Consider the following 19300-nt stretch of genomic DNA (forward strand, 5'->3'; position numbering starts at 1 on the left):
GGCGTCTGGGGCTTACCGGCCGCTACAGGCCCATGGACTTGGCGATGATGGAGCGCATGACCTCGCTCGTACCGCCGTAGATCCGGCTGACGCGGGTGTCCGCGTACAGGCGGGCGATGGGGTACTCCATCATGTAGCCGTACCCGCCGTGCAGTTGGAGGCACTTGTCGATGACGACGGCGGCGCGCTCGGTGGTGAAGAGCTTCGCGGAGGCGGCGTCGGCGGCGGTCAGCTCGCCCGCGTCGTGGGCCTCCAGGGCGCGGTCCACGACCGCCTCCATCGCGTCGACCTCGGCCTTGCAGTCGGCGAGCACGAACTTGGTGTTCTGGAAGGCCGCGACGGACTGCCCGAAGACGGTGCGGTCCTTCACGTACGCCTTGGCGAACTCGACGGCCGCGGCGGACTGGGCGTACGCGCCCACGGCGATGTAGAGCCGCTCCTGCGGGAGGTTGTGGCCGAGGTAGCCGAACGCCTTGCCCTCCTCGCCGAGGAGATCCGCCACGGGCACCTTGACGTCGGTGAAGGAGAGTTCGGCGGTGTCGGAGGCGTGCAGGCCGAGCTTCTCCAGCTTGCGGCCGACGGCGTAGCCCTCGGAGTTCGTGTCGACGACGAGGATGGAGATGCCCGCGCGGCGGTCCTCGGGAGTGGGCGGCGCGGTGCGGGCGCAGACGAGCACCCGGTCGGCGAGCACGCCGCCGGTGATGAAGGTCTTCGCGCCGTTGAGGACGTAGTGCGTGCCGTCCTCGGAGAGCTTCGCGGTGGTCTTCATGCCGGCCAGGTCGGAGCCGGTGCCAGGCTCGGTCATGGCGATGGCGGTCATCATGTCGCCGGAGACGAAGGACGGCAGCCAGCGCCGCTTCTGCTCCTCGGTGGCGTACTTCAGGAGGTAGGGCAGGCACAGCGCGGTGTGCACGCTGCTGCCGCCGAAGCTGACGCCGGCGCGGGCGCACTCCTCGGTGACGACGGCGTGGAACTTGAAGCTGTGCTCACCCGCGCCGCCGTACTCCTCGGGCACCTCGATGCCGAAGACGCCCAGCTCGCCGAGCTTCTTGTAGAACTCGCGCGGCGCCGCACCGGCTTCGCGCCACTGCTCGTAGTACGGCACGACCTCCGCGGCGATGAAGTCGCGGATCGTCTCCCGGAACGCCTCGTGGTCCTCGCCGTACACGGTCCGACGCATGGCCATCCCCCAGTCTGCGTGTCACTAAGCGCTTGCTCAGGGGCGAAGTTACCCGGCGGTCATCGGGACTGTCCAGGGGTCGGCCTCCCGTTCTCGCGGGCGGGCGAGCCGTCCGAGAGGGCCGCGAGCGCGCCCAGCGCCAGGCGGCGCAGCAGGGCGGCGGTGGCCGCGCGGCCGGGGAGCGCGCCGGGGCGGCCGAGGTGGGGCGTGGAGTTGAGCAGGCCGAAGACGGCGTGGACGGCGGCGCGCGCCTCGGCCTCCTGGGCGCCTGGGTGCAGCCCGCGGACGACGTCGACCCACAGCTCCACGTACTGCCGCTGGAGGGAGCGCACCTGCTTGCGGTCGGCGTCGCGCAGCTGGCCCAGCTCGCGGTCGTGGAGGGTGATCAGCGCCCGGTCGTCGAGGGCGAAGTCGATATGGCCGTCGATGAGCGAGTCCAGCACGGCGGCCGCCCCGCCGCCCGCCGCGACGGCCTCGGCCACCCGCTTGCGGCCGCCCGCGAAGAGCCGCTCGCTGATGCCCACCAGCAGTTCGGCGAGCATCGCGTCCTTGCCCGCGAAGTGGCGGTAGAGACCGGGCCCGCTGATGCCGACGGCCGCCCCTATCTCGTCGACGCCGACGCCGTGGAAGCCGCGCTCGGCGAAGAGGCGGGCGGCCTCCTGGAGGATCTGCGCCCGGCGGTTGGAGGCGGCCGGGGTGCGGGTCGGTGCGTTGTTCACGAAATCGATTCTAGACAGCGGCGTTAGTGGTCGTTAACCTGAAGCCAGTGTGTTAACGCTCATTAACCGAGCAAGGGAGCTCGAGCACATGCAGCAGGCACCGGTGCTGGGGAGCACCGCGGACCCCGCGTCCGATTCCTGGCGGACCAACGAGGCGGCGCACCGCGAGCTGTCCGCGGGGCTGCGGGAGCGGCTCGCCGCGGCGCGGCTGGGCGGCGGCGAGAAGGCCCGGGCGCGGCACACCGCGCGCGGCAAGCTGCTGCCGCGCGACCGGGTCGACGCCCTGCTGGACCCGGGGTCGCCGTTCCTGGAGCTCGCGCCGCTGGCGGCCGAGGGGATGTACGGCGGGGCCGCCCCGGCGGCGGGCGTGATCGCGGGGATCGGCCGGGTGTCCGGACGCGAGACGGTGATCGTCGCCAACGACGCCACCGTCAAGGGCGGCACGTATTACCCGATGACGGTGAAGAAGCACCTGCGCGCCCAGGAGATCGCCCTGGAGAACCGGCTGCCGTGCCTGTATCTGGTGGATTCCGGCGGCGCCTTCCTGCCCATGCAGGACGAGGTCTTCCCGGACCGCGACCACTTCGGCCGGATCTTCTACAACCAGGCGCGGATGTCCGGCGCGGGCATCCCGCAGATCGCCGCGGTCCTGGGCTCGTGCACGGCCGGCGGCGCGTACGTGCCCGCGATGAGCGACGAGGCGGTCATCGTGCGCGGCCAGGGCACGATCTTCCTCGGCGGTCCGCCGCTGGTGAAGGCCGCCACCGGTGAGGTCGTCACCGCGGAGGAGCTGGGCGGCGGCGAGGTCCACTCCAAGGTCTCCGGCGTCACCGACCACCTCGCCGAGGACGACGCGCACGCCCTGCGGATCGTGCGGACGATCGTCTCCACCCTGCCGGAGCGCGGGGCGCCGCCCTGGCCGGTGGAGCCGGTGGAGGAGCCCAAGGCCGACCCCGCGGGGCTCTACGGCGCGGTCCCGGTCGACTCCCGCACGCCCTATGACGTGCGCGAGGTCATCGCGCGCGTGGTGGACGGCTCGCGGTTCGCGGAGTTCAAGGCCGAGTTCGGGCAGACCCTGGTGACCGGCTTCGCCCGGATCCACGGCCACCCGGTGGGCATCGTCGCCAACAACGGCATCCTCTTCTCCGAGTCCGCCCAGAAGGGCGCGCACTTCATCGAGCTGTGCGACCAGCGCGGCATCCCCCTGGTCTTCCTCCAGAACATCTCGGGCTTCATGGTCGGCCGGCAGTACGAGGCGGGCGGCATCGCCAAGCACGGCGCGAAGATGGTGACGGCGGTCGCCTGCGCCCGTGTCCCCAAGCTGACGGTCGTCATCGGCGGGTCGTACGGCGCGGGCAACTACTCGATGTGCGGGCGCGCCTATTCGCCGCGCTTCCTGTGGATGTGGCCCAACGCCAAGATCTCCGTGATGGGCGGCGAGCAGGCCGCGTCCGTCCTCGCCACCGTCAAGCGCGATCAGCTGGAGGCGCGCGGCGAGGAGTGGAGCGCCGAGGAGGAGGACGCCTTCCGCGCCCCGATCCGCGAGCAGTACGAGACGCAGGGCAGCGCCTATTACGCCACCGCGCGGCTGTGGGACGACGGCGTCATCGACCCGCTGGAGACCCGTCAGGTGCTGGGCCTGGCGCTGACGGCCTGTGCCAACGCCCCGCTGGGTGAGCCCGGCTACGGCGTCTTCCGGATGTGAGGCGGAGCATGTTCGACACTGTCCTTGTCGCCAACCGAGGCGAGATCGCCGTACGGGTCATCCGTACGCTGCGCGCGCTCGGCATCCGCTCCGTCGCCGTCTTCAGCGACGCGGACGCCGACGCCCGGCACGTACGGGAGGCCGACACGGCCGTGCGGATCGGCCCGGCGGCCGCCGCCGAGAGCTATCTGTCGATCGAGCGGCTGCTGGAAGCGGCCCGCAGGACGGGCGCGCGGGCCGTCCACCCCGGCTACGGCTTCCTCGCCGAGAACGCGGCCTTCGCGCGGGCGTGCGCGGACGCGGGCCTGGCCTTCATCGGCCCGCCCGCCGAGGCGATCTCGCTCATGGGCGACAAGATCCGCGCGAAGGAGACGGTCAAGGCGGCGGGCGTGCCCGTCGTCCCCGGCTCCTCGGGCAGCGGGCTGAGCGACGCCGAACTGGCCGCCGCGGCGCACGAGATCGGCATGCCGGTCCTGCTGAAGCCCTCCGCGGGCGGCGGCGGCAAGGGCATGCGGCTCGTGCGCGACGCGGCGCTGCTGGGCGAGGAGATCGCCGCCGCACGGCGCGAGGCGCGCGGCTCCTTCGGTGATGACACGCTGCTGGTCGAGCGCTGGGTCGACCGCCCCCGGCACATCGAGATCCAGGTGCTCGCCGACGGCCACGGCAATGTCATCCACCTCGGGGAGCGCGAGTGCTCCCTCCAGCGCCGTCACCAGAAGATCATCGAGGAGGCGCCGTCCCCGCTGCTGGATCCGGCCACGCGCGCGGCGATGGGCGAGGCGGCCGTCCAGGCCGCGCGCTCGTGCGGCTATACGGGCGCGGGCACGGTGGAGTTCATCGTGCCGGGCGACGACCCCGCCTCGTACTACTTCATGGAGATGAACACCCGCCTCCAGGTGGAGCACCCCGTCACCGAGCTGATCACCGGGCTGGACCTGGTGGAGTGGCAGGTGCGGGTCGCCGCCGGCGAGCGGCTGGGCATCGCCCAGGAGGACGTGACCCTGACCGGGCACGCGGTCGAGGCCCGCATCTGCGCGGAGACCGCGCGGGTCAGTGGTGACCGCGTCGACTTCCTGCCGTCGGCGGGCACGGTGCGGCTGCTGCGCGAGCCCGCGGGCGAGGGCGTGCGGGTCGACTCGGGCCTCTCCGAGGGCACGGAGGTCGGCACCTCCTACGACCCGATGCTCGCCAAGGTCATCGCCTACGGCCCGGACCGGGCGACGGCGCTGCGGCGACTGCGCGCGGCCCTGGCGGAGACGGTGGTGCTGGGCGTCGACACCAACGCGGGCTTCCTGCGGCGGCTGCTGGCGCACCCGGCGGTGGTCGCGGGCACGCTGGACACGGGCCTGGTCGACCGGGAAGCGGCGGCGCTCGTGCGGTCGGCGGTGCCCGAGGAGGTCTACGCGGCGGGCGCGCTGCTGCGGCAGGCGGCGCTGGAGCCGGACGACGCGGCCGCCGGGGGCTGGACGGACCCCTTCTCCCTGCCGACCGGCTGGCGACTGGGCGGCGAACCGGCCTGGACGGTCCACCACTTCCGGGTGCCGGGCCAGGAGCCGGTGGCGGCCCGGGTCCGCGGCACGGGCACGGCGACGGAGATCGCGCTGGAGGGCGCGGCTCCACAAGGCGGTACGAGCACCCCGGCCCGCCTGGTCCGGCTCGACGGCGCCGTCCTCACCCTCGAACTGGACGCCCTGGCCCACCGCTTCACCCACGCCCCCGCCCCGGAGGGCACCTGGCTCGGGCGCGACGGCGACGCCTGGCTCGTGCGCGAGCACGACCCCGTGGACGCGCGCGGCGGCGCGAGCGCGGCCGGCGCCGACACCCTCACCGCCCCCATGCCCGGCACCGTCACCGTCGTGAAGGCCGCCGTGGGGGACGAGGTCTCCGCCGGGCAGAGCCTCCTCGTCGTCGAGGCGATGAAGATGGAGCACGTCATCGCCGCCCCGCACGACGGCACCGTCACCGAGCTGGACGTCCGGGCCGGCGACACCGTCGCCATGGACCAGGTCCTGGCCGTCGTCACCCCCGCCGTCGTCACCCCCGCGGAGGAGTCATGATCGAAGGACTGCCGATGACCGTGCCGGAGCCCGGTCTCCCGGCGCGCGTGCGGATCCACGAGGTGGGCCCGCGCGACGGCCTGCAGAACGAGAAGGCGGTCGTGCCGGTCGAGGTGAAGGCGGAGTTCATCCGCCGCCTCGCCGCGGCCGGGCTCGGCACCGTGGAGGCGACCAGCTTCGTGCACCCCAAGTGGGTGCCCCAGCTGGCCGACGCCGAGCAGTTGGTGCCGATGCTGGACGGCGTGCCGGCCCGCCTGCCCGTCCTGGTGCCCAACGCGCGCGGCCTGGACCGCGCGCTCGCCCTGGGCGTCCGGGAGATCGCCGTCTTCGGCAGCGCCACCGAGTCGTTCGCGAAGGCCAATCTCAACCGCACGGTGGACGAGTCCCTGGAGATGTTCGCCCCGGTCGTCGCCACGGCCCGCGAGGCGGGCGCGCGGGTGCGCGGCTATCTGTCCATGTGCTTCGGCGACCCCTGGGAAGGGGCCGTCCCCGTCGAGCAGGTGGTGCGGGTCGCCCGCCGCCTGCTGGATCTCGGCTGTGACGAGCTGAGCCTCGGCGACACGATCGGCGTGGCGACACCGGGCCACGTCACCGCGCTGCTGACCGCGTTGAACGGCGCCGGGCTGCCGACCGACCGGCTCGCCGTGCACTTCCACGACACGTACGGCCAGGCCCTCGCGAACACCCTCGCGGCGCTCCGGCACGGCGTGACCACGGTCGACGCCTCCGCGGGCGGCCTCGGCGGCTGCCCGTACGCCAAGAGCGCGACGGGCAATCTCGCCACCGAGGATCTCGTCTGGATGCTCGACGGCCTCGGTGTCGACACCGGGGTCGATCTCGGCCTGCTCACCGCCACCAGCGTGTGGATGGCCGGCCGGCTGGGCCGGCCCAGTCCGTCCCGCACCGTCCGCGCCCTCTCCCACCAGGAGCCCTGAGCCATGTCGCTGGACCACCGCCTCTCCCCCGAGCACGAGGAACTCCGCCGCACCGTCGAGGAGTTCGCGCACGACGTCATCGCGCCGAAGATCGGCGACTTCTACGAGCGCCACGAGTTCCCGTACGAGATCGTGCGGGAGATGGGCCGCATGGGCCTGTTCGGACTGCCCTTCCCCGAGGAGTACGGCGGGATGGGCGGTGACTATCTGGCGCTCGGGCTCGCCCTGGAGGAGCTGGCCCGGGTCGACTCCTCGGTGGCGATCACCCTGGAGGCCGGGGTGTCGCTGGGCGCGATGCCGGTCTTCCGCTTCGGCACGGAGGAGCAGAAGCGGGAGTGGCTGCCCAAGCTGTGCTCCGGCGAGATGCTGGGCGCCTTCGGGCTGACGGAGCCGGGCGCCGGCTCGGACGCGGGCGGCACCCGCACCACCGCGCGGCTGGACGAGGCCACGGACGAGTGGGTGATCAACGGCACCAAGTGCTTCATCACCAACTCCGGCACCGACATCACCGGCCTGGTCACCGTCACCGCCGTCACCGGCCGCAAGCCCGACGGCAAGCCGCTGATCTCCTCGATCATCGTGCCGTCCGGGACGCCCGGCTTCACCGTCGCCGCCCCGTACTCCAAGGTCGGCTGGAACGCCTCGGACACCCGGGAGCTGTCGTTCTCCGACGTACGCGTGCCGAGGGCGAACCTGCTGGGCGAGGAGGGGCGCGGCTACGCCCAGTTCCTGCGGATCCTGGACGAGGGCCGGATCGCGATCTCCGCGCTGGCGACCGGCCTGGCGCAGGGCTGTGTGGACGAGTCGGTGAAGTACGCCAGGGAGCGCGAGGCGTTCGGCCGCCCGATCGGCGCGAACCAGGCGATCCAATTCAAGATCGCCGACATGGAGATGCGGGCGCACACGGCCCGGATCTCCTGGCGGGACGCGGCGTCGCGGCTGGTGCACGGCGAGCCGTTCAAGAAGGAGGCGGCGCTCGCGAAGCTGTACTCCTCGGAGATCGCGGTGACCAACGCGCGCGAGGCCACCCAGATCCACGGCGGCTACGGCTTCATGAACGAATACCCGGTGGCCCGCATGTGGCGCGACTCCAAGATCCTGGAGATCGGCGAGGGTACGAGCGAGGTCCAGCGCATGCTGATCGCCCGGGAGCTGGGTCTGTAAGCGGCCCCGGGAGAAGAACCGGAACAGCGTCCCGCCCCGGATCCGGCCCCCAGCGGCCCGGCTCCGGGGCGGATCCCTGTCAAGATCACCGATCTGTCCCCAAAGAGCGCTTTCCACCGCTTGGCCGCTTCCACCCCTCCCTCTTGCCCGATATCGGGCAGGATTCTTGCGAAACGTCGCGGCACCCCGCAGTATCGACGGGTGCTCGAACGCCGTACTTCCCATGACGACCTGGTGGATCACCTGGTGCGCAGCACGCCGCTTCAGCGCGGCGAGGCCGCCCGGGTGGTCCTGGACGTCCTGGCGTACTTCGACGAGACGACCGAGGCGTTCGTCCGCCGCCGCCACCGCGAGCTCCAGTCCGGCGGACTGCGCAACGCGGAGATCTTCGAGCGGATCTCGGCGGAGCTGCCGCACCGCGCGGTGGCGCCACCCGAACTCTCGCTGCGGCAGCTGCGCCGCATCGTCTACGGCTGATCACGGCGGCTCCTGCCGCCGTCGAGCATCACTGAACTTCGCCTGGGAGGGCTCACTATGTGCGGAATCGTCGGATATATCGGTAAGCGCGATGTCGCTCCGCTGCTGCTGGAGGGCCTCCAGCGCCTGGAGTACCGCGGTTACGACTCCGCCGGCATCGCCCTGCACGCCGGCGGCAAGGCCGGCGGCCTGAAGACCGCCAAGGCCAAGGGCCGCGTCCGCGAGCTGGAGGCGCGCCTGCCCAAGCGCTTCGCGGGCAGCACCGGCATCGCCCACACCCGCTGGGCCACCCACGGCGCCCCGAACGACGTCAACGCCCACCCGCACGTGGACGCCGAGGAGAAGGTCGCCGTCGTCCACAACGGCATCGTCGACAACGCCTCGGACCTGCGCGCCCGGCTGACCGCCGACGGCGTCGTCTTCCTCTCCGACACCGACACCGAGGTCCTCGCCCACCTCGTCGCCCGCTCCCAGGCCGCGACGCTGGAGGAGAAGGTCCGCGAGGCGCTGCGCCACATCGAGGGCACGTACGGCATCGCCGTGCTGCACGCCGACTTCCCGGACCGCATCGTCGTCGCCCGCAACGGCTCGCCCGTCGTGCTGGGCATAGGCGAGAAGGAGATGTTCGTCTCCTCCGACGTCGCCGCCCTGGTGAGCCACACCCGCCAGGTCGTCACCCTCGACGACGGCGAGATGGCCACCCTGAAGGCCGACGAGTACCGCACGTACACCACCGAGGGCTCCGCCACCTCGGCCCAGCCGACCACCGTGGAGTGGGAGGCCGAGTCGTACGACATGGGCGGCCACGACACGTACATGCACAAGGAGATCCACGAGCAGGCCGACGCCGTGGACCGCGCGCTGCGCGGCCGCATCGACGACCGCTTCTCCACCGTGCACCTGGGCGGCCTCAACCTCGACGCCCGTGACGCGCGCGCCGTGCGCCGGGTGAAGATCCTCGGCTGCGGCACCTCCTACCACGCGGGCCAGATCGGCGCCCAGATGATCGAGGAGCTCGCGCGGATCCCCTCCGACGCCGAGCCCGCCTCGGAGTTCCGCTACCGCAACCCGGTCGTGGACCCCGACACCCTCTACATCGCGGTGTCCCAGTCCGGTGAGACCTACGACGTCCTCGCCGCCGTGCAGGAGCTCAAGCGCAAGGGCGCCCGCGTCCTGGGCCTGGTGAACGTGGTCGGCTCGGCGATCGCCCGCGAGACCGACGGCGGCATCTACGTCCACGCCGGCCCCGAGGTCTGCGTCGTCTCCACCAAGTGCTTCACCAACATGGTGGTCTCCTTCGGGCTGCTCGCCCTGCACCTGGGCCGCATCCGCGACCTGTCCGTCGCCGACGGCAAGCGGATCATCGAGGGCCTGCGCAAGCTGCCCGCCCAGATCGCCGAGATCCTGGCGAACGAGGCGGAGATCGAGAAGCTGGCCGGGGAGTACGCGGACGCCAAGTCGATGATGTTCATCGGCCGGGTGCGCGGCTACCCCGTCGCCCGTGAGGCGTCGCTGAAGCTCAAGGAGGTCTCGTACATCCACGCCGAGGCGTACCCCGCCTCCGAGCTGAAGCACGGCCCGCTGGCGCTGATCGAGCCCGCGATGCCGACCGTGGCGATCGTGCCGGACGACGAGCTGCTGGAGAAGAACCGCGCCGCGCTGGAGGAGATCAAGGCCCGCAGCGGCCGCATCCTCGCCGTCGCGCACCAGGTGCAGGAGAAGGCCGACCACACGATCGTGGTGCCGAAGAACGAGGACGAGCTGGACCCGATCCTCATGGGCATCCCGCTCCAGCTGCTGGCCTACTACACGGCGAAGGCCATGGGCCGCGACATCGACAAGCCGCGCAACCTGGCGAAGTCCGTCACCGTCGAGTAGTGACCCCCGGGGCCCTCGGGCCCCCGCAGACCGGTCCTGCCGCACCTGTCCTGCGGCGGGTCCGGAACAGCCCTCCCCACGCGTGCCACCCGTCCGCGCGGGGAGGGCTGTCTCCCCTTGCCGGCGGCACTCTCCCGCCGGCGGACGCCGCCGGTCCCGGGAACCGTCACCTCCCGTCCGGCAGCACGTCACCGCCCCGATTCCTACCCGCCACCGGGGCCGTACCCACCCCTACGCGCGGGTAGATTCATGAGCCGTCAAACGCGCGGCACGGGATCATGCCCCGGACGGGCGACGGGAGTTGACGCGGCCAGGGCCAGAATCAGGCCCAGGCTCAGGGTCAGGGGATGACGACGACCGGCCGCTGCGCGCGCCGCGCCAGCCGCCCCGCGACCGAGCCGAAGATGCGGCCGACCAGACCGTGGGTGGAACCGACGACGATCGCGTCCGCCGCGTACTCCCGGCCGACCTCCTCCAGTTCGTGACAGATGTCGCCACCGCGCTCGACGAGGATCCACGGCACCTCGGACAGATGGTCCGCACAGGCCAGTTCGAGGCCCAGGACCTCGGTGCGGTGGTCCGGGACGTCCACGAAGACCGGCGGCTCGCAGCCCGCCCACACGGTCGTCGGCAGCCGGTTGGCCACATGGACGATGATCAGGCCCGAGCCGGAGCGCCGGGCCATCCCGATTGCATACGCAAGCGCTCGCTCACTCGACATGGAACCGTCGAAGCCCACCACGACACCGTGCTGGAACGCCGGATCGCAGGAATGGCGTGATTCTTCCGCCGCTTCGGGGTGCGCCGCTTGATCGGCGACCCGCTTGCGGTCCGCGGGTTCGGGGAATTCGTGACCGGCCATCGGTGTCTCGGCGAAGGATGTCCTCGTGCGGAGGGATCAGCGGTGGACTGGTTGCAGTTGTCAGAGGAGGAGCAGAAGCAAGCGCCGGGAAAGACGCGGCCCGGAGCGTCCCACAGGATCATGGACGAGAAATCCGTCCGGGATTCATCTTTTCAAGCACTTACCTTCAAGGGTACGGCGACACCCGCCGCCTGCCCAGAGGCCGCCCGGCGGGACGGCCCGGAGCGGCCGGGACGGCGGCCCCGTCCCCGGGCCCGGGGACACGAGGACGCCGGGCGTTCCCCGGAGCATGCACGAGGGCGGCCCGCAGCGCAATGCCTCCGCAGCAACGCGGCCGTACTCCTGATGCACGCGGCGCAGTGACCCAGGCGCCCGGCCGGGCGTTGTACCACCGTCAGCCGCCGCCAGCAGGGAGCCGCTCCGTGCCCGGAACCCGTGATCACACCCGCGCCGACGACTCCGGGGCGGAGTCCCCCGATCCGGTGAGCGATGTGGTCCGCTGGGCGGCCTTCAGCTGTGTGCTCGTCCCTGTCGTCCTGCTGATGTGCGGTCAGTCCTTCGGCGGGGCCGCCGGCACCGCGGCCGGTCTGGTGGCCCTCACCTGCGTCTGCCGCGCGCTGCTGCGCCGCTCCGAACGCACCGCGGCACAGGCGCCGCCCAGGCCCCACCCGGCGCCGCCGGCACCGGAATCCAGCCTTCCGCATCGCGGCCGCCACGGCCGCACGGGCGTCGGCAGCCATCGCGGCAGCAGTCGGCCGGGCGCGTCCGCGCCGGGCGGCACACGGGGCGCGCCCCGGGGTGATACGCCGGGTAGTACGCCCGGTGAATGACACCTTCGTACGGATGCACCCGTTGGTTTTCGGCCAACTTCAGGCCGAACCCCTCACCTTGGCCTGAGCAGCCCCCAACAGCCGGTCGACCAGCAAGGAAAGGACCGCGGAGGGCGGTTGCACCCTACGGGGATTGGGCATGGGCGAGAGGCGTACTTTTCACCGAGCCCTGCAAGTGCAACGCTTCGTGATCGAACGCTTCGCGCCAAGTTGTCATGTCGACATAGAGCCGGGTGGTGAACTGGTCACCGCGACTCCGTGTGACGCAGTAGATTCGATCTTGGCCATGACCGGCGGGGGAACCGTTCAGGACCGAGGGGAAACGTGCAGGACCGAGAGGACTCGACCGCCGAGGGGGGCTTAGCGCCATGAGCCAGGACTCCACGACCGTACCGGAGACCACGCGCAAGCTCTCCGGACGCCGCCGCCGGGAGATCGTCGCAGTGCTGCTATTCAGCGGCGGCCCCATCTTCGAAAGCTCCATTCCGCTCTCAGTGTTCGGGATCGACCGACAGGACGCTGGGGTACCCCGCTACCGACTGCTGGTATGCGCGGGCGAAGATGTGCCATTGCGAACAACCGGCGGCCTGGAATTGACCGCACCGTACGGCCTGGAGGCACTCTCCCGGGCCGGCACCGTCGTCGTACCGGCCTGGCGGTCGATCACCCAGCCGCCGCCCACCGCCGCACTCGACGCACTGCGCCGCGCCCATGAAGAGGGTGCCCGCATCGTGGGGCTGTGCACCGGTGCCTTTGTACTGGCCGCCGCGGGCCTGCTCGACGGCAGGCCCGCCACCACCCATTGGATGTACGCGCCCACACTCGCCAAGCGCTATCCGTCGGTCCATGTGGACCCGCGGGAGCTCTTCGTCGACGACGGTGACGTACTGACCTCCGCGGGCACCGCGGCAGGCATCGACCTGTGCCTGCACATCGTCCGCACCGACCACGGCGCCGACGCGGCGGGGGCCCTGGCCCGCCGTCTCGTCGTGCCGCCCCGCCGCAGCGGCGGACAGGAGCGCTATCTCGACCGGTCTTTACCGGAGGAGATCGGCGCCGACCCGCTCGCCGAGGTCGTCGCCTGGGCGCTGGAGCATCTCCACGAGCAGTTCGACGTGGAGACGCTGGCGGCCCGCGCCTATATGAGCCGCCGCACCTTCGACCGGCGGTTCCGCTCGCTCACCGGGAGCGCCCCGCTGCAGTGGCTCATCACTCAGCGGGTGCTCCAGGCGCAGCGGCTCCTGGAGACCTCGGACTATTCCGTGGACGAGGTCGCCGGGCGCTGCGGCTTCCGCTCACCCGTGGCCCTGCGGGGTCACTTCCGCAGGCAGCTGGGGTCCTCCCCGGCCGCCTACCGCGCCGCCTACCGGGCGCGCCGCCCGCAGAGCGGCGTGGCCGACCGGCCCGAACGGGGCGAGCGGCCGGACCGGCCGGAGCGCTCCGACCGGTTCGACCGGGCGGAGCTGGGCGAGCAGCGCAGCGGGGAGCCGGCGGTGATGGCGATGCGGCGGACGGCCCTGGCCGGCGCCCATGCCGTCGCGGGCCCGGTCATGGCCACTCCACCACCACATAGCGGGCATGGGGGACATATCACCCAGTCCGCTTCCCACGGTGGACACGGTGGCGGCCATCTCGGCGGCGGGGGCGGTCCGGATCCGGGCAAGCCGGAGTCGGACCTCTACACCCCACGCCTGCCCGGCCAGCGGGAACGCCCCGTAGGGTGAGACGCATGAACGATCGCATGGTGTGGATCGACTGTGAGATGACCGGGCTCTCACTGTCGCAGGACGCGCTCATCGAGGTGGCCGCCCTGGTCACCGACTCGGAGCTGAACATCCTCGGCGACGGCGTGGACATCGTCGTCCGCCCGCCCGCCGAGGCCCTGACCACCATGCCCGAGGTGGTGCGCCAGATGCACACGGCCTCCGGGCTGCTCGCGGAGCTGGACAACGGGACGACGCTCGAGGACGCGGAGCGGCAGGTCCTTGCGTACGTCCGCGAGCACTGCCCGGAGCCGGGCAAGGCCCCGCTGTGCGGAAACTCGGTCGGCACCGACCGCGGCTTCCTCGCGCGGGACATGCCGGCGCTGGAGGACCACCTGCACTACCGGATCGTCGATGTGTCGTCAGTGAAGGAGCTGGCCCGCCGCTGGTATCCGCGGGCCTACTTCAGCAGTCCGAAGAAGAGCGGCAACCACCGGGCGCTCGCGGACATCCGCGAGTCGATCGCCGAGCTCCGCTACTACCGCGAGGCGATCTTCGTGCCGCAGCCCGGCCCGGACTCGGACACGGCGAAGGCCATCGCGGCCCGGCACGTGCTGCCCGCTCAGGGGGAGTGACGCAGCTCGCTCCCGGAACCGGCGCCACCTGGGAGCGAGCACCCCCGAAGACCCTGTACACTTTTTCTCAGCCGGTGGGAAACACACCGGACATGGTGGGTATAGCTCAGCTGGCAGAGCACCTGGTTGTGGTCCAGGATGTCGCGGGTTCAAGTCCCGTTACTCACCCTGATCGAAGGCCCCGTTCCGCGAAAGCGGACCGGGGCCTTCGGCGTTGGCGGCTGCTCCCCCGGGGCGTGCGCCTGTAGCCCCTAGGAGTGAGCCGGGGCCCGGGCGGGGAGAGTTCACCGCCCGTCCGGGGGAAGGCTCAGATGTCGCAGTGCGCACTGCGGCCGGCGCCGCGCCGTGGCATCTGACGGAAGGTCGTGACCGATGGCCCGTGACCCGGTGGAAGCCCGCAGGCCCGGCGAGGGGTCCCGCCCCGGACGACCGTGAGCGCCCCGGTGGGCGGCCCGCGCCGCCCGGGACCGGCGCCCGTGGCGCTCGCCACCGCCATCGCGCTCGCCGTGGCCCTGCTCGGCAGCTGCGCCAGGGACGACGAGGACGCGAAGCCGGCCGGCGGCCGGACCACCGTCACCATCGGCACCTTCGGGGTCTTCGGCTACAAGCAGGCGGGGCTCTACGCGGAGTACGAGCGGCTGCACCCGGACGTCACGATCAAGGAGAGCGTGATCGAGCGGAACGACACCTATTACCCCCAGTTGCTGACGCACCTCGCGGCGGGCAGCGGCCTCTCCGACATCCAGGCCGTGGAGGTGGGCAACATCCACGACGTGGCCACCACCCAGGCCGACCGCTTCGAGGACTTCTCCCGGGTCCCGGGCGTGCGCAAGGGCGACTGGCTGGACTGGAAGTGGGCGCAGGCCACGTCCGCCGACGGCAGGACGGTCGGCCTCGGCACGGACATCGGGCCCATCGCCGTCTGCTATCGCAAGGACCTCTTCGAGAAGGCCGGGCTGCCCACGGACCGCGAACGCGTCGGCAGGCTGTGGGCCGGTGACTGGCGGAAGTACCTCGACGTCGGCCGGGCGTACCGGAGCAAGGCACCGGCCGGCACGGTCTTCACCGACTCCGCGGCCGGGATCTACAACGCGTCCATCCACGGCTACGCCGAGCGCTACTACGACCGGCGCGGCAGGGCGGTCTACCGCCGGAGTCCAGCGGTCAGGACCTCCTGGCGGCTGGCCGTGCAGGCGGCGCGCGGCGGGCTGACGGCCAGGCTCAAGCAGTTCGAGAAGCCCTGGGACCAGGCGTTCGCCAACAGCCGCTTCGCGACCGTGGCCTGTCCGCCGTGGATGCTCGGCTACATCAAGGAGAAGGCGGGCGCGGCGGGCAAGGACAAATGGGACGTGGCCCCCGCGCCGAGGCCCGCCAACTGGGGCGGCTCCTTCATCACCGTGCCCAAGGGCGCCCGCCACCGGGCGGCGGCGATCGCGCTCGCGGTCTGGCTGACGGCGCCCGAGCAGCAGGCCAAGCTCTTCGACCGGCAGGCGAGCATCCCCTCCACCCCCGCCTCGTACGCCATGCCGCTGGTCCGGGACGCGCGCAACCCCTACTTCGGGGGCGCGCCGACCGGGCGGATCTTCGCGGAGGCCGCCCGGAACATCCCGACCCTGGTGATCGGCCCCAAGGAGCAGCAGATCGGGACGGCCTTCACCGATGTGGCGATCCCCCAGGTCGAGCAGCAGGGCAGGGCGCCCCGGGCGGCCTGGAAGGCGGCGCAGAAGGAGATCGACAACGCGGTGGACGAATGACGGCGACCGCCGAGACCCTCCGGGACACGGACGCCCCACCGCCCGGGGGCACGGAGAAGGGGCGGAGCGGGCCGCGGCCCTGGCGCAGCCGGCTCTGCCGGTGGGACGTGCGCTACAGCCCTTACGCCTTCGTCGCGCCCTTCTTCCTCTTCTTCTCCGCCTTCGGGGTCTTCCCCCTCCTCTACACCGGCTGGGCCTCGCTGCACCGGGTGGACCTCGCGTCGCCGGACCACATGGAGTGGGCGGGCGCGCACAACTACCTCCGGCTGCTGGACGACGACTTCTTCTGGAACGCGCTGCGCAACACCTTCACCATCGGGGTCCTCTCCACGGTCCCCCAGCTGCTGATGGCCCTCGGCCTGGCCCATCTGCTCCACTTCCGGCTGCGCGCCGCCTCCTTCTGGCGGGTCGCGCTGCTGACCCCGTACGCCACCTCGGTCGCCGCCGCGACGCTCGTCTTCGTGCTGCTCTACGGGCGGGACTACGGGATGGTCAACTGGGCGCTGGGCGCGGCCGGGATGGGGCCGGTCGACTGGCAGAGCGGCCGGTGGACCTCCCAGCTGGCGGTCGCCTCGATCGTGATCTGGCGGTGGACGGGCTACAACGCGCTGATCTATCTGGCGGCGATGCAGGCCGTGCCGGACGAGCTCTACGAGTCGGCGGCGCTGGACGGCGCGTCGCGGACGCAGCAGTTCCGCCATGTCACCGTGCCCGCGCTGCGGCCGACGATCCTCTTCACCGTGGTCGTCTCCACGATCGGGGCGACCCAGCTCTTCGGCGAGCCGCTGCTGTTCGGCGGGGCGGGCGGGCAGAAGGGCGGCGCCGCGCACCAGTTCCAGACGCTGGGGCTCTATCTCTACGAACAGGGCTGGTTCGACTTCCATCTCGGGCGCGCCTGCGCCGTCGCCTGGACGATGTTCCTCATCCTGCTGCTGATCGGCGCGGTCAATATCGTGATCGCGCGGCGGCTGGGGAAGACCCGGTGAGGGGCTGATGTGACGATCACTTCGACCGGGCGAGCCGGACGGCAGCTGCACGGCGGGCCGGTCACGTACGCCGTGCTGACGCTGTTCACCGTGGGCTCGCTCTTCCCCCTGGTGTGGACGGCGATCGCCGCGTCGCGCGACAACACGCGGCTGGCGCGGACGCCGCCGCCCTTCTGGTTCGGCGGCAGGCTGGCGAAGAACCTCGGGACGGCGTGGGGCGACGCCCACATGGGCCTCGCGCTCCTCAACACCACGCTGGTGGCGGGCACGGTCGCCCTGGGCACGGTGCTGTTCAGCACCGTGGCCGGCTTCGCCTTCGCCAAGCTGCGCTTCCGGTTCAGGGACACGCTGCTGCTGCTGACGGTCGGGACGATGATGGTCCCGCCGCAGCTGAGCGTCGTGCCCCTCTTCATGGTCGTCGCCGAGCTGGGCTGGACCGACCAGCTCCAGTCGGTGGTGCTGCCCACGCTGGTCAGCGCCTTCGGAGTCTTCTTCATGCGGCAGTATCTGGTGGAGGCGCTGCCCACCGAGCTGATCGAGGCGGCCCGCGTGGACGGCGCGAACAGCCTGCGGGTGGTGTGGCACATCGTCCTGCCCGTCGCGCGGCCCGCGATGGCCGTGCTCGGGATGCTCTCCTTCGTGCAGGCGTGGAACGACTTCTTCTGGCCGATCATCGCGCTCACACAGGAGAATCCCACCGTGCAGGTCGCGCTCACCGGGCTCGGCCGCGGTTACGTACCCGATCAGGCGGTGGTCATGGCCGGTGCGCTGCTGGGCACCCTGCCGCTGCTGCTCGCCTTCACCCTCTTCGGCAGACAGATCGTCGGCGGCATCATGCAGGGCGCCGTCAAGGGCTGACCCTTCCGTCATCTCCTCCCCCTTTCCGACTTCCCCCACCCGGGAGCGCTTCCATGACCGTGAACTTCCCGCCCGGCTTCCTCTGGGGCGCCGCGACCGCCGCGTACCAGATCGAGGGCGCGGCACAGGAGGACGGCCGCACCCCCTCCATCTGGGACACCTTCTCCCGCACGCCCGGCAGGACCCTCGGCGGCGACACCGGCGATGTGGCCACCGACCACTACCACCGCCGCGCGGAGGACGTCCGGCTGATGGCCGAACTCGGCCTGGGCGCCTATCGCTTCTCCGTCTCCTGGCCCCGCGTGCAGCCCACCGGCCGCGGGCACGCCTGGCAGCCGGGCCTCGACTTCTACCGCGCGCTCGTCGACGATCTGCTCGACCGGGGCATCCGGCCCGTGCTGACCCTCTACCACTGGGACCTGCCGCAGGAGCTGGAGTCGGCGGGCGGCTGGCCCGAGCGCGGCACGGCGCACCGCTTCGCCGACTACGCGCACCTGGTCGCCGAGGCGCTGGGCGACCGGGTGGAGCTGTGGACGACCCTCAACGAGCCCTGGTGCAGCGCTTTTCTGGGCTACGGCTCGGGAGTGCACGCCCCGGGCCGCACGAACCCCGTGGCCGCCCTGCGCGCCGCCCACCACCTCAACCTGGCCCACGGCCTGGGCGCCCAGGCGCTGCGCGCGGCCCTGCCCTCGCGGGCCCAGGTCTCCGTGACGCTCAACCCGGCGGCCGTCAGGGCCCGCACGGACTCCCCCGAGGACCGGGACGCCCAGCGGCGGATCGACGCGCTCGCCACCCGTATCTTCACCGAGCCCATGCTCCGCGGCGCATACCCCGCGGATCTGCTCGCCGACACCGCGGGGCTCACCGACTGGTCCTTCGTGCACGACGGCGATCCGCACGTCATCCGGCACCCCCTCGACTCGCTGGGCATCAACTACTACGCACCTACAGTGGTATCAGCCGCCACTGACAACGCCCCGTCCCGCGAGGGCGGCCACGGCTCCGCCGACCACTCCCCCTGGCCCGGGGCCGAGCGCGTCACCTTCCACCGGCCGCCCGGCAAGCGGACGGCGATGGACTGGTCCGTCGACCCCACGGGCCTGCACGAGCTGCTGACGCGCTTCGCCCGCGAGTTCCCGGGGCTGCCGCTCATGGTCACCGAGAACGGCGCCGCGTACGACGACAAGCCCGACGGCGACGGCGTGGTGCACGACCCGGAGCGCATCGCGTATCTGCACGCCCATCTCGACGCCGTCCGGCGGGCGCTGGCCGACGGCGCGGACGTGCGCGGCTACTTCCTCTGGTCGCTGCTCGACAACTTCGAGTGGGCGTACGGCTACAGCAAGCGCTTCGGCGCGGTGTATGTCGACTACGCGACCCAGGCGCGCATCCCCAAGTCGAGCGCCCACTGGTACGCCCAGGTGGCGCGTACGGGGCAACTCCCGCCGTACTGACGGCCGTCGGCGCGGGGGGGGGGGGGGGGGGGGGGGGGGGGGGGGGGGGGGGGGGGGGGGGGGGGGGGGGGGGGGGGGGGGGGGGGGGGGGGGGGGGGGGGGG

At 72.0% G+C, this 19300-nt stretch carries 16 protein-coding genes and 1 tRNA gene; 14 read left to right on the forward strand and 3 right to left on the reverse strand.

Annotation, left to right across the window (positions count from 1 at the left end; translation table 11 throughout):
- Positions 1–22: 22 nt before the first annotated feature.
- Together ACZ4A5_RS23660 and ACZ4A5_RS23665 are read right to left on the reverse strand one after the other, a co-directional pair.
- Complete coding sequence (locus ACZ4A5_RS23660; protein ID WP_467587613.1) at positions 23–1180, reverse strand: acyl-CoA dehydrogenase family protein; 1158 nt, start codon at positions 1178–1180, stop codon at positions 23–25.
- Positions 1181–1239: 59 nt separating this feature from the next.
- Positions 1240–1899: an SACE_7040 family transcriptional regulator gene (locus ACZ4A5_RS23665; RefSeq protein ID WP_467587616.1), complete on the reverse strand. Its 660-nt coding sequence runs from the start codon at positions 1897–1899 to the stop codon at positions 1240–1242.
- 88 nt (positions 1900–1987) lie between these two features.
- Here ACZ4A5_RS23665 and ACZ4A5_RS23670 point away from each other — a divergent pair, with 88 nt between their 5' ends.
- The 6 genes from ACZ4A5_RS23670 (at position 1988) to glmS (ending at position 10115) form a co-directional block, all read left to right on the forward strand.
- Entirely contained in the window at positions 1988–3604 is a 1617-nt protein-coding gene (locus tag ACZ4A5_RS23670; RefSeq protein ID WP_467587619.1) for a carboxyl transferase domain-containing protein, read from the forward strand.
- 8 nt (positions 3605–3612) lie between these two features.
- Positions 3613–5661, forward strand: coding sequence for an acetyl/propionyl/methylcrotonyl-CoA carboxylase subunit alpha (locus tag ACZ4A5_RS23675; protein ID WP_467587621.1), 2049 nt, complete (start codon positions 3613–3615; stop codon positions 5659–5661).
- The gene (locus ACZ4A5_RS23680) at positions 5658–6596 is read left to right on the forward strand and encodes a hydroxymethylglutaryl-CoA lyase (RefSeq protein ID WP_467587624.1); all 939 of its coding nucleotides are present in this window, start codon (positions 5658–5660) and stop codon (positions 6594–6596) included. Before ACZ4A5_RS23675 ends, ACZ4A5_RS23680 begins: the two co-directional genes overlap by 4 nt.
- A 9-nt stretch (positions 6597–6605) precedes the next feature.
- Entirely contained in the window at positions 6606–7760 is a 1155-nt protein-coding gene (locus ACZ4A5_RS23685) for an acyl-CoA dehydrogenase family protein (RefSeq protein ID WP_467587659.1), read from the forward strand.
- A 201-nt stretch (positions 7761–7961) separates the two neighbouring features.
- Positions 7962–8237 carry a hypothetical protein gene (locus tag ACZ4A5_RS23690; protein WP_398868417.1) on the forward strand — a complete coding sequence of 92 codons (276 nt, stop codon included), beginning with the start codon at positions 7962–7964 and terminating at the stop codon, positions 8235–8237.
- Positions 8238–8294: 57 nt separating this feature from the next.
- A complete protein-coding gene (glmS, locus tag ACZ4A5_RS23695) occupies positions 8295–10115 on the forward strand; it encodes a glutamine--fructose-6-phosphate transaminase (isomerizing) (protein WP_467587627.1) in 1821 nt (606 codons plus the stop codon).
- A gap of 340 nt (positions 10116–10455) precedes the next feature.
- Here the strand turns inward: glmS and ACZ4A5_RS23700 are convergent, their stop codons facing one another.
- Complete coding sequence (locus ACZ4A5_RS23700; RefSeq protein WP_467587631.1) at positions 10456–10977, reverse strand: universal stress protein; 522 nt, start codon at positions 10975–10977, stop codon at positions 10456–10458.
- A gap of 422 nt (positions 10978–11399) precedes the next feature.
- Between ACZ4A5_RS23700 and ACZ4A5_RS23705 the strand changes: the two genes are divergently transcribed.
- From ACZ4A5_RS23705 to ACZ4A5_RS23740, 8 genes are all read left to right on the forward strand, one after another.
- Entirely contained in the window at positions 11400–11807 is a 408-nt protein-coding gene (locus ACZ4A5_RS23705) for a hypothetical protein (protein WP_467587635.1), read from the forward strand.
- Between the two features lie 368 nt (positions 11808–12175).
- Positions 12176–13531, forward strand: a complete 1356-nt coding sequence (locus ACZ4A5_RS23710) for a helix-turn-helix domain-containing protein (RefSeq protein ID WP_467587639.1) — start codon at positions 12176–12178, stop codon at positions 13529–13531.
- Between the two features lie 5 nt (positions 13532–13536).
- Positions 13537–14145, forward strand: coding sequence for an oligoribonuclease (orn, locus tag ACZ4A5_RS23715; protein ID WP_467587643.1), 609 nt, complete (start codon positions 13537–13539; stop codon positions 14143–14145).
- 95 nt (positions 14146–14240) lie between these two features.
- A tRNA-His gene (locus ACZ4A5_RS23720) sits at positions 14241–14313 on the forward strand.
- Positions 14314–14621: 308 nt separating this feature from the next.
- Complete coding sequence (locus tag ACZ4A5_RS23725) at positions 14622–15899, forward strand: ABC transporter substrate-binding protein (protein WP_467587646.1); 1278 nt, start codon at positions 14622–14624, stop codon at positions 15897–15899.
- Complete coding sequence (locus ACZ4A5_RS23730) at positions 15896–16885, forward strand: carbohydrate ABC transporter permease (RefSeq protein WP_467587649.1); 990 nt, start codon at positions 15896–15898, stop codon at positions 16883–16885. Before ACZ4A5_RS23725 ends, ACZ4A5_RS23730 begins: the two co-directional genes overlap by 4 nt.
- Before the next feature lie 9 nt (positions 16886–16894).
- Positions 16895–17743 (forward strand): carbohydrate ABC transporter permease, encoded by an 849-nt coding sequence (locus tag ACZ4A5_RS23735; RefSeq protein WP_467587652.1) that lies wholly within the window; start codon positions 16895–16897, stop codon positions 17741–17743.
- A 53-nt stretch (positions 17744–17796) separates the two neighbouring features.
- Complete coding sequence (locus ACZ4A5_RS23740; RefSeq protein WP_467587656.1) at positions 17797–19197, forward strand: GH1 family beta-glucosidase; 1401 nt, start codon at positions 17797–17799, stop codon at positions 19195–19197.
- Positions 19198–19300 lie beyond the last annotated feature (103 nt).

This window comes from Streptomyces sp. NPDC025618, assembly GCF_055558795.1.

Excerpts from the sequence above, each read along its gene's own strand:
- orn (WP_467587643.1), top strand. The coding sequence starts at position 13,537 with ATGAACGATCGCATGGTGTGGATCGACTGTGAGATGACCGGGCTCTCA.
- ACZ4A5_RS23670 (WP_467587619.1), top strand. The coding sequence starts at position 1,988 with ATGCAGCAGGCACCGGTGCTGGGGAGCACCGCGGACCCCGCGTCCGAT.
- glmS (WP_467587627.1), top strand. The coding sequence starts at position 8,295 with ATGTGCGGAATCGTCGGATATATCGGTAAGCGCGATGTCGCTCCGCTG.
- ACZ4A5_RS23730 (WP_467587649.1), top strand. The coding sequence starts at position 15,896 with ATGACGGCGACCGCCGAGACCCTCCGGGACACGGACGCCCCACCGCCC.
- ACZ4A5_RS23710 (WP_467587639.1), top strand. The coding sequence starts at position 12,176 with ATGAGCCAGGACTCCACGACCGTACCGGAGACCACGCGCAAGCTCTCC.
- ACZ4A5_RS23700 (WP_467587631.1), bottom strand. The coding sequence starts at position 10,977 with ATGGCCGGTCACGAATTCCCCGAACCCGCGGACCGCAAGCGGGTCGCC.
- ACZ4A5_RS23740 (WP_467587656.1), top strand. The coding sequence starts at position 17,797 with ATGACCGTGAACTTCCCGCCCGGCTTCCTCTGGGGCGCCGCGACCGCC.
- ACZ4A5_RS23675 (WP_467587621.1), top strand. The coding sequence starts at position 3,613 with ATGTTCGACACTGTCCTTGTCGCCAACCGAGGCGAGATCGCCGTACGG.
- ACZ4A5_RS23680 (WP_467587624.1), top strand. The coding sequence starts at position 5,658 with ATGATCGAAGGACTGCCGATGACCGTGCCGGAGCCCGGTCTCCCGGCG.
- ACZ4A5_RS23660 (WP_467587613.1), bottom strand. The coding sequence starts at position 1,180 with ATGCGTCGGACCGTGTACGGCGAGGACCACGAGGCGTTCCGGGAGACG.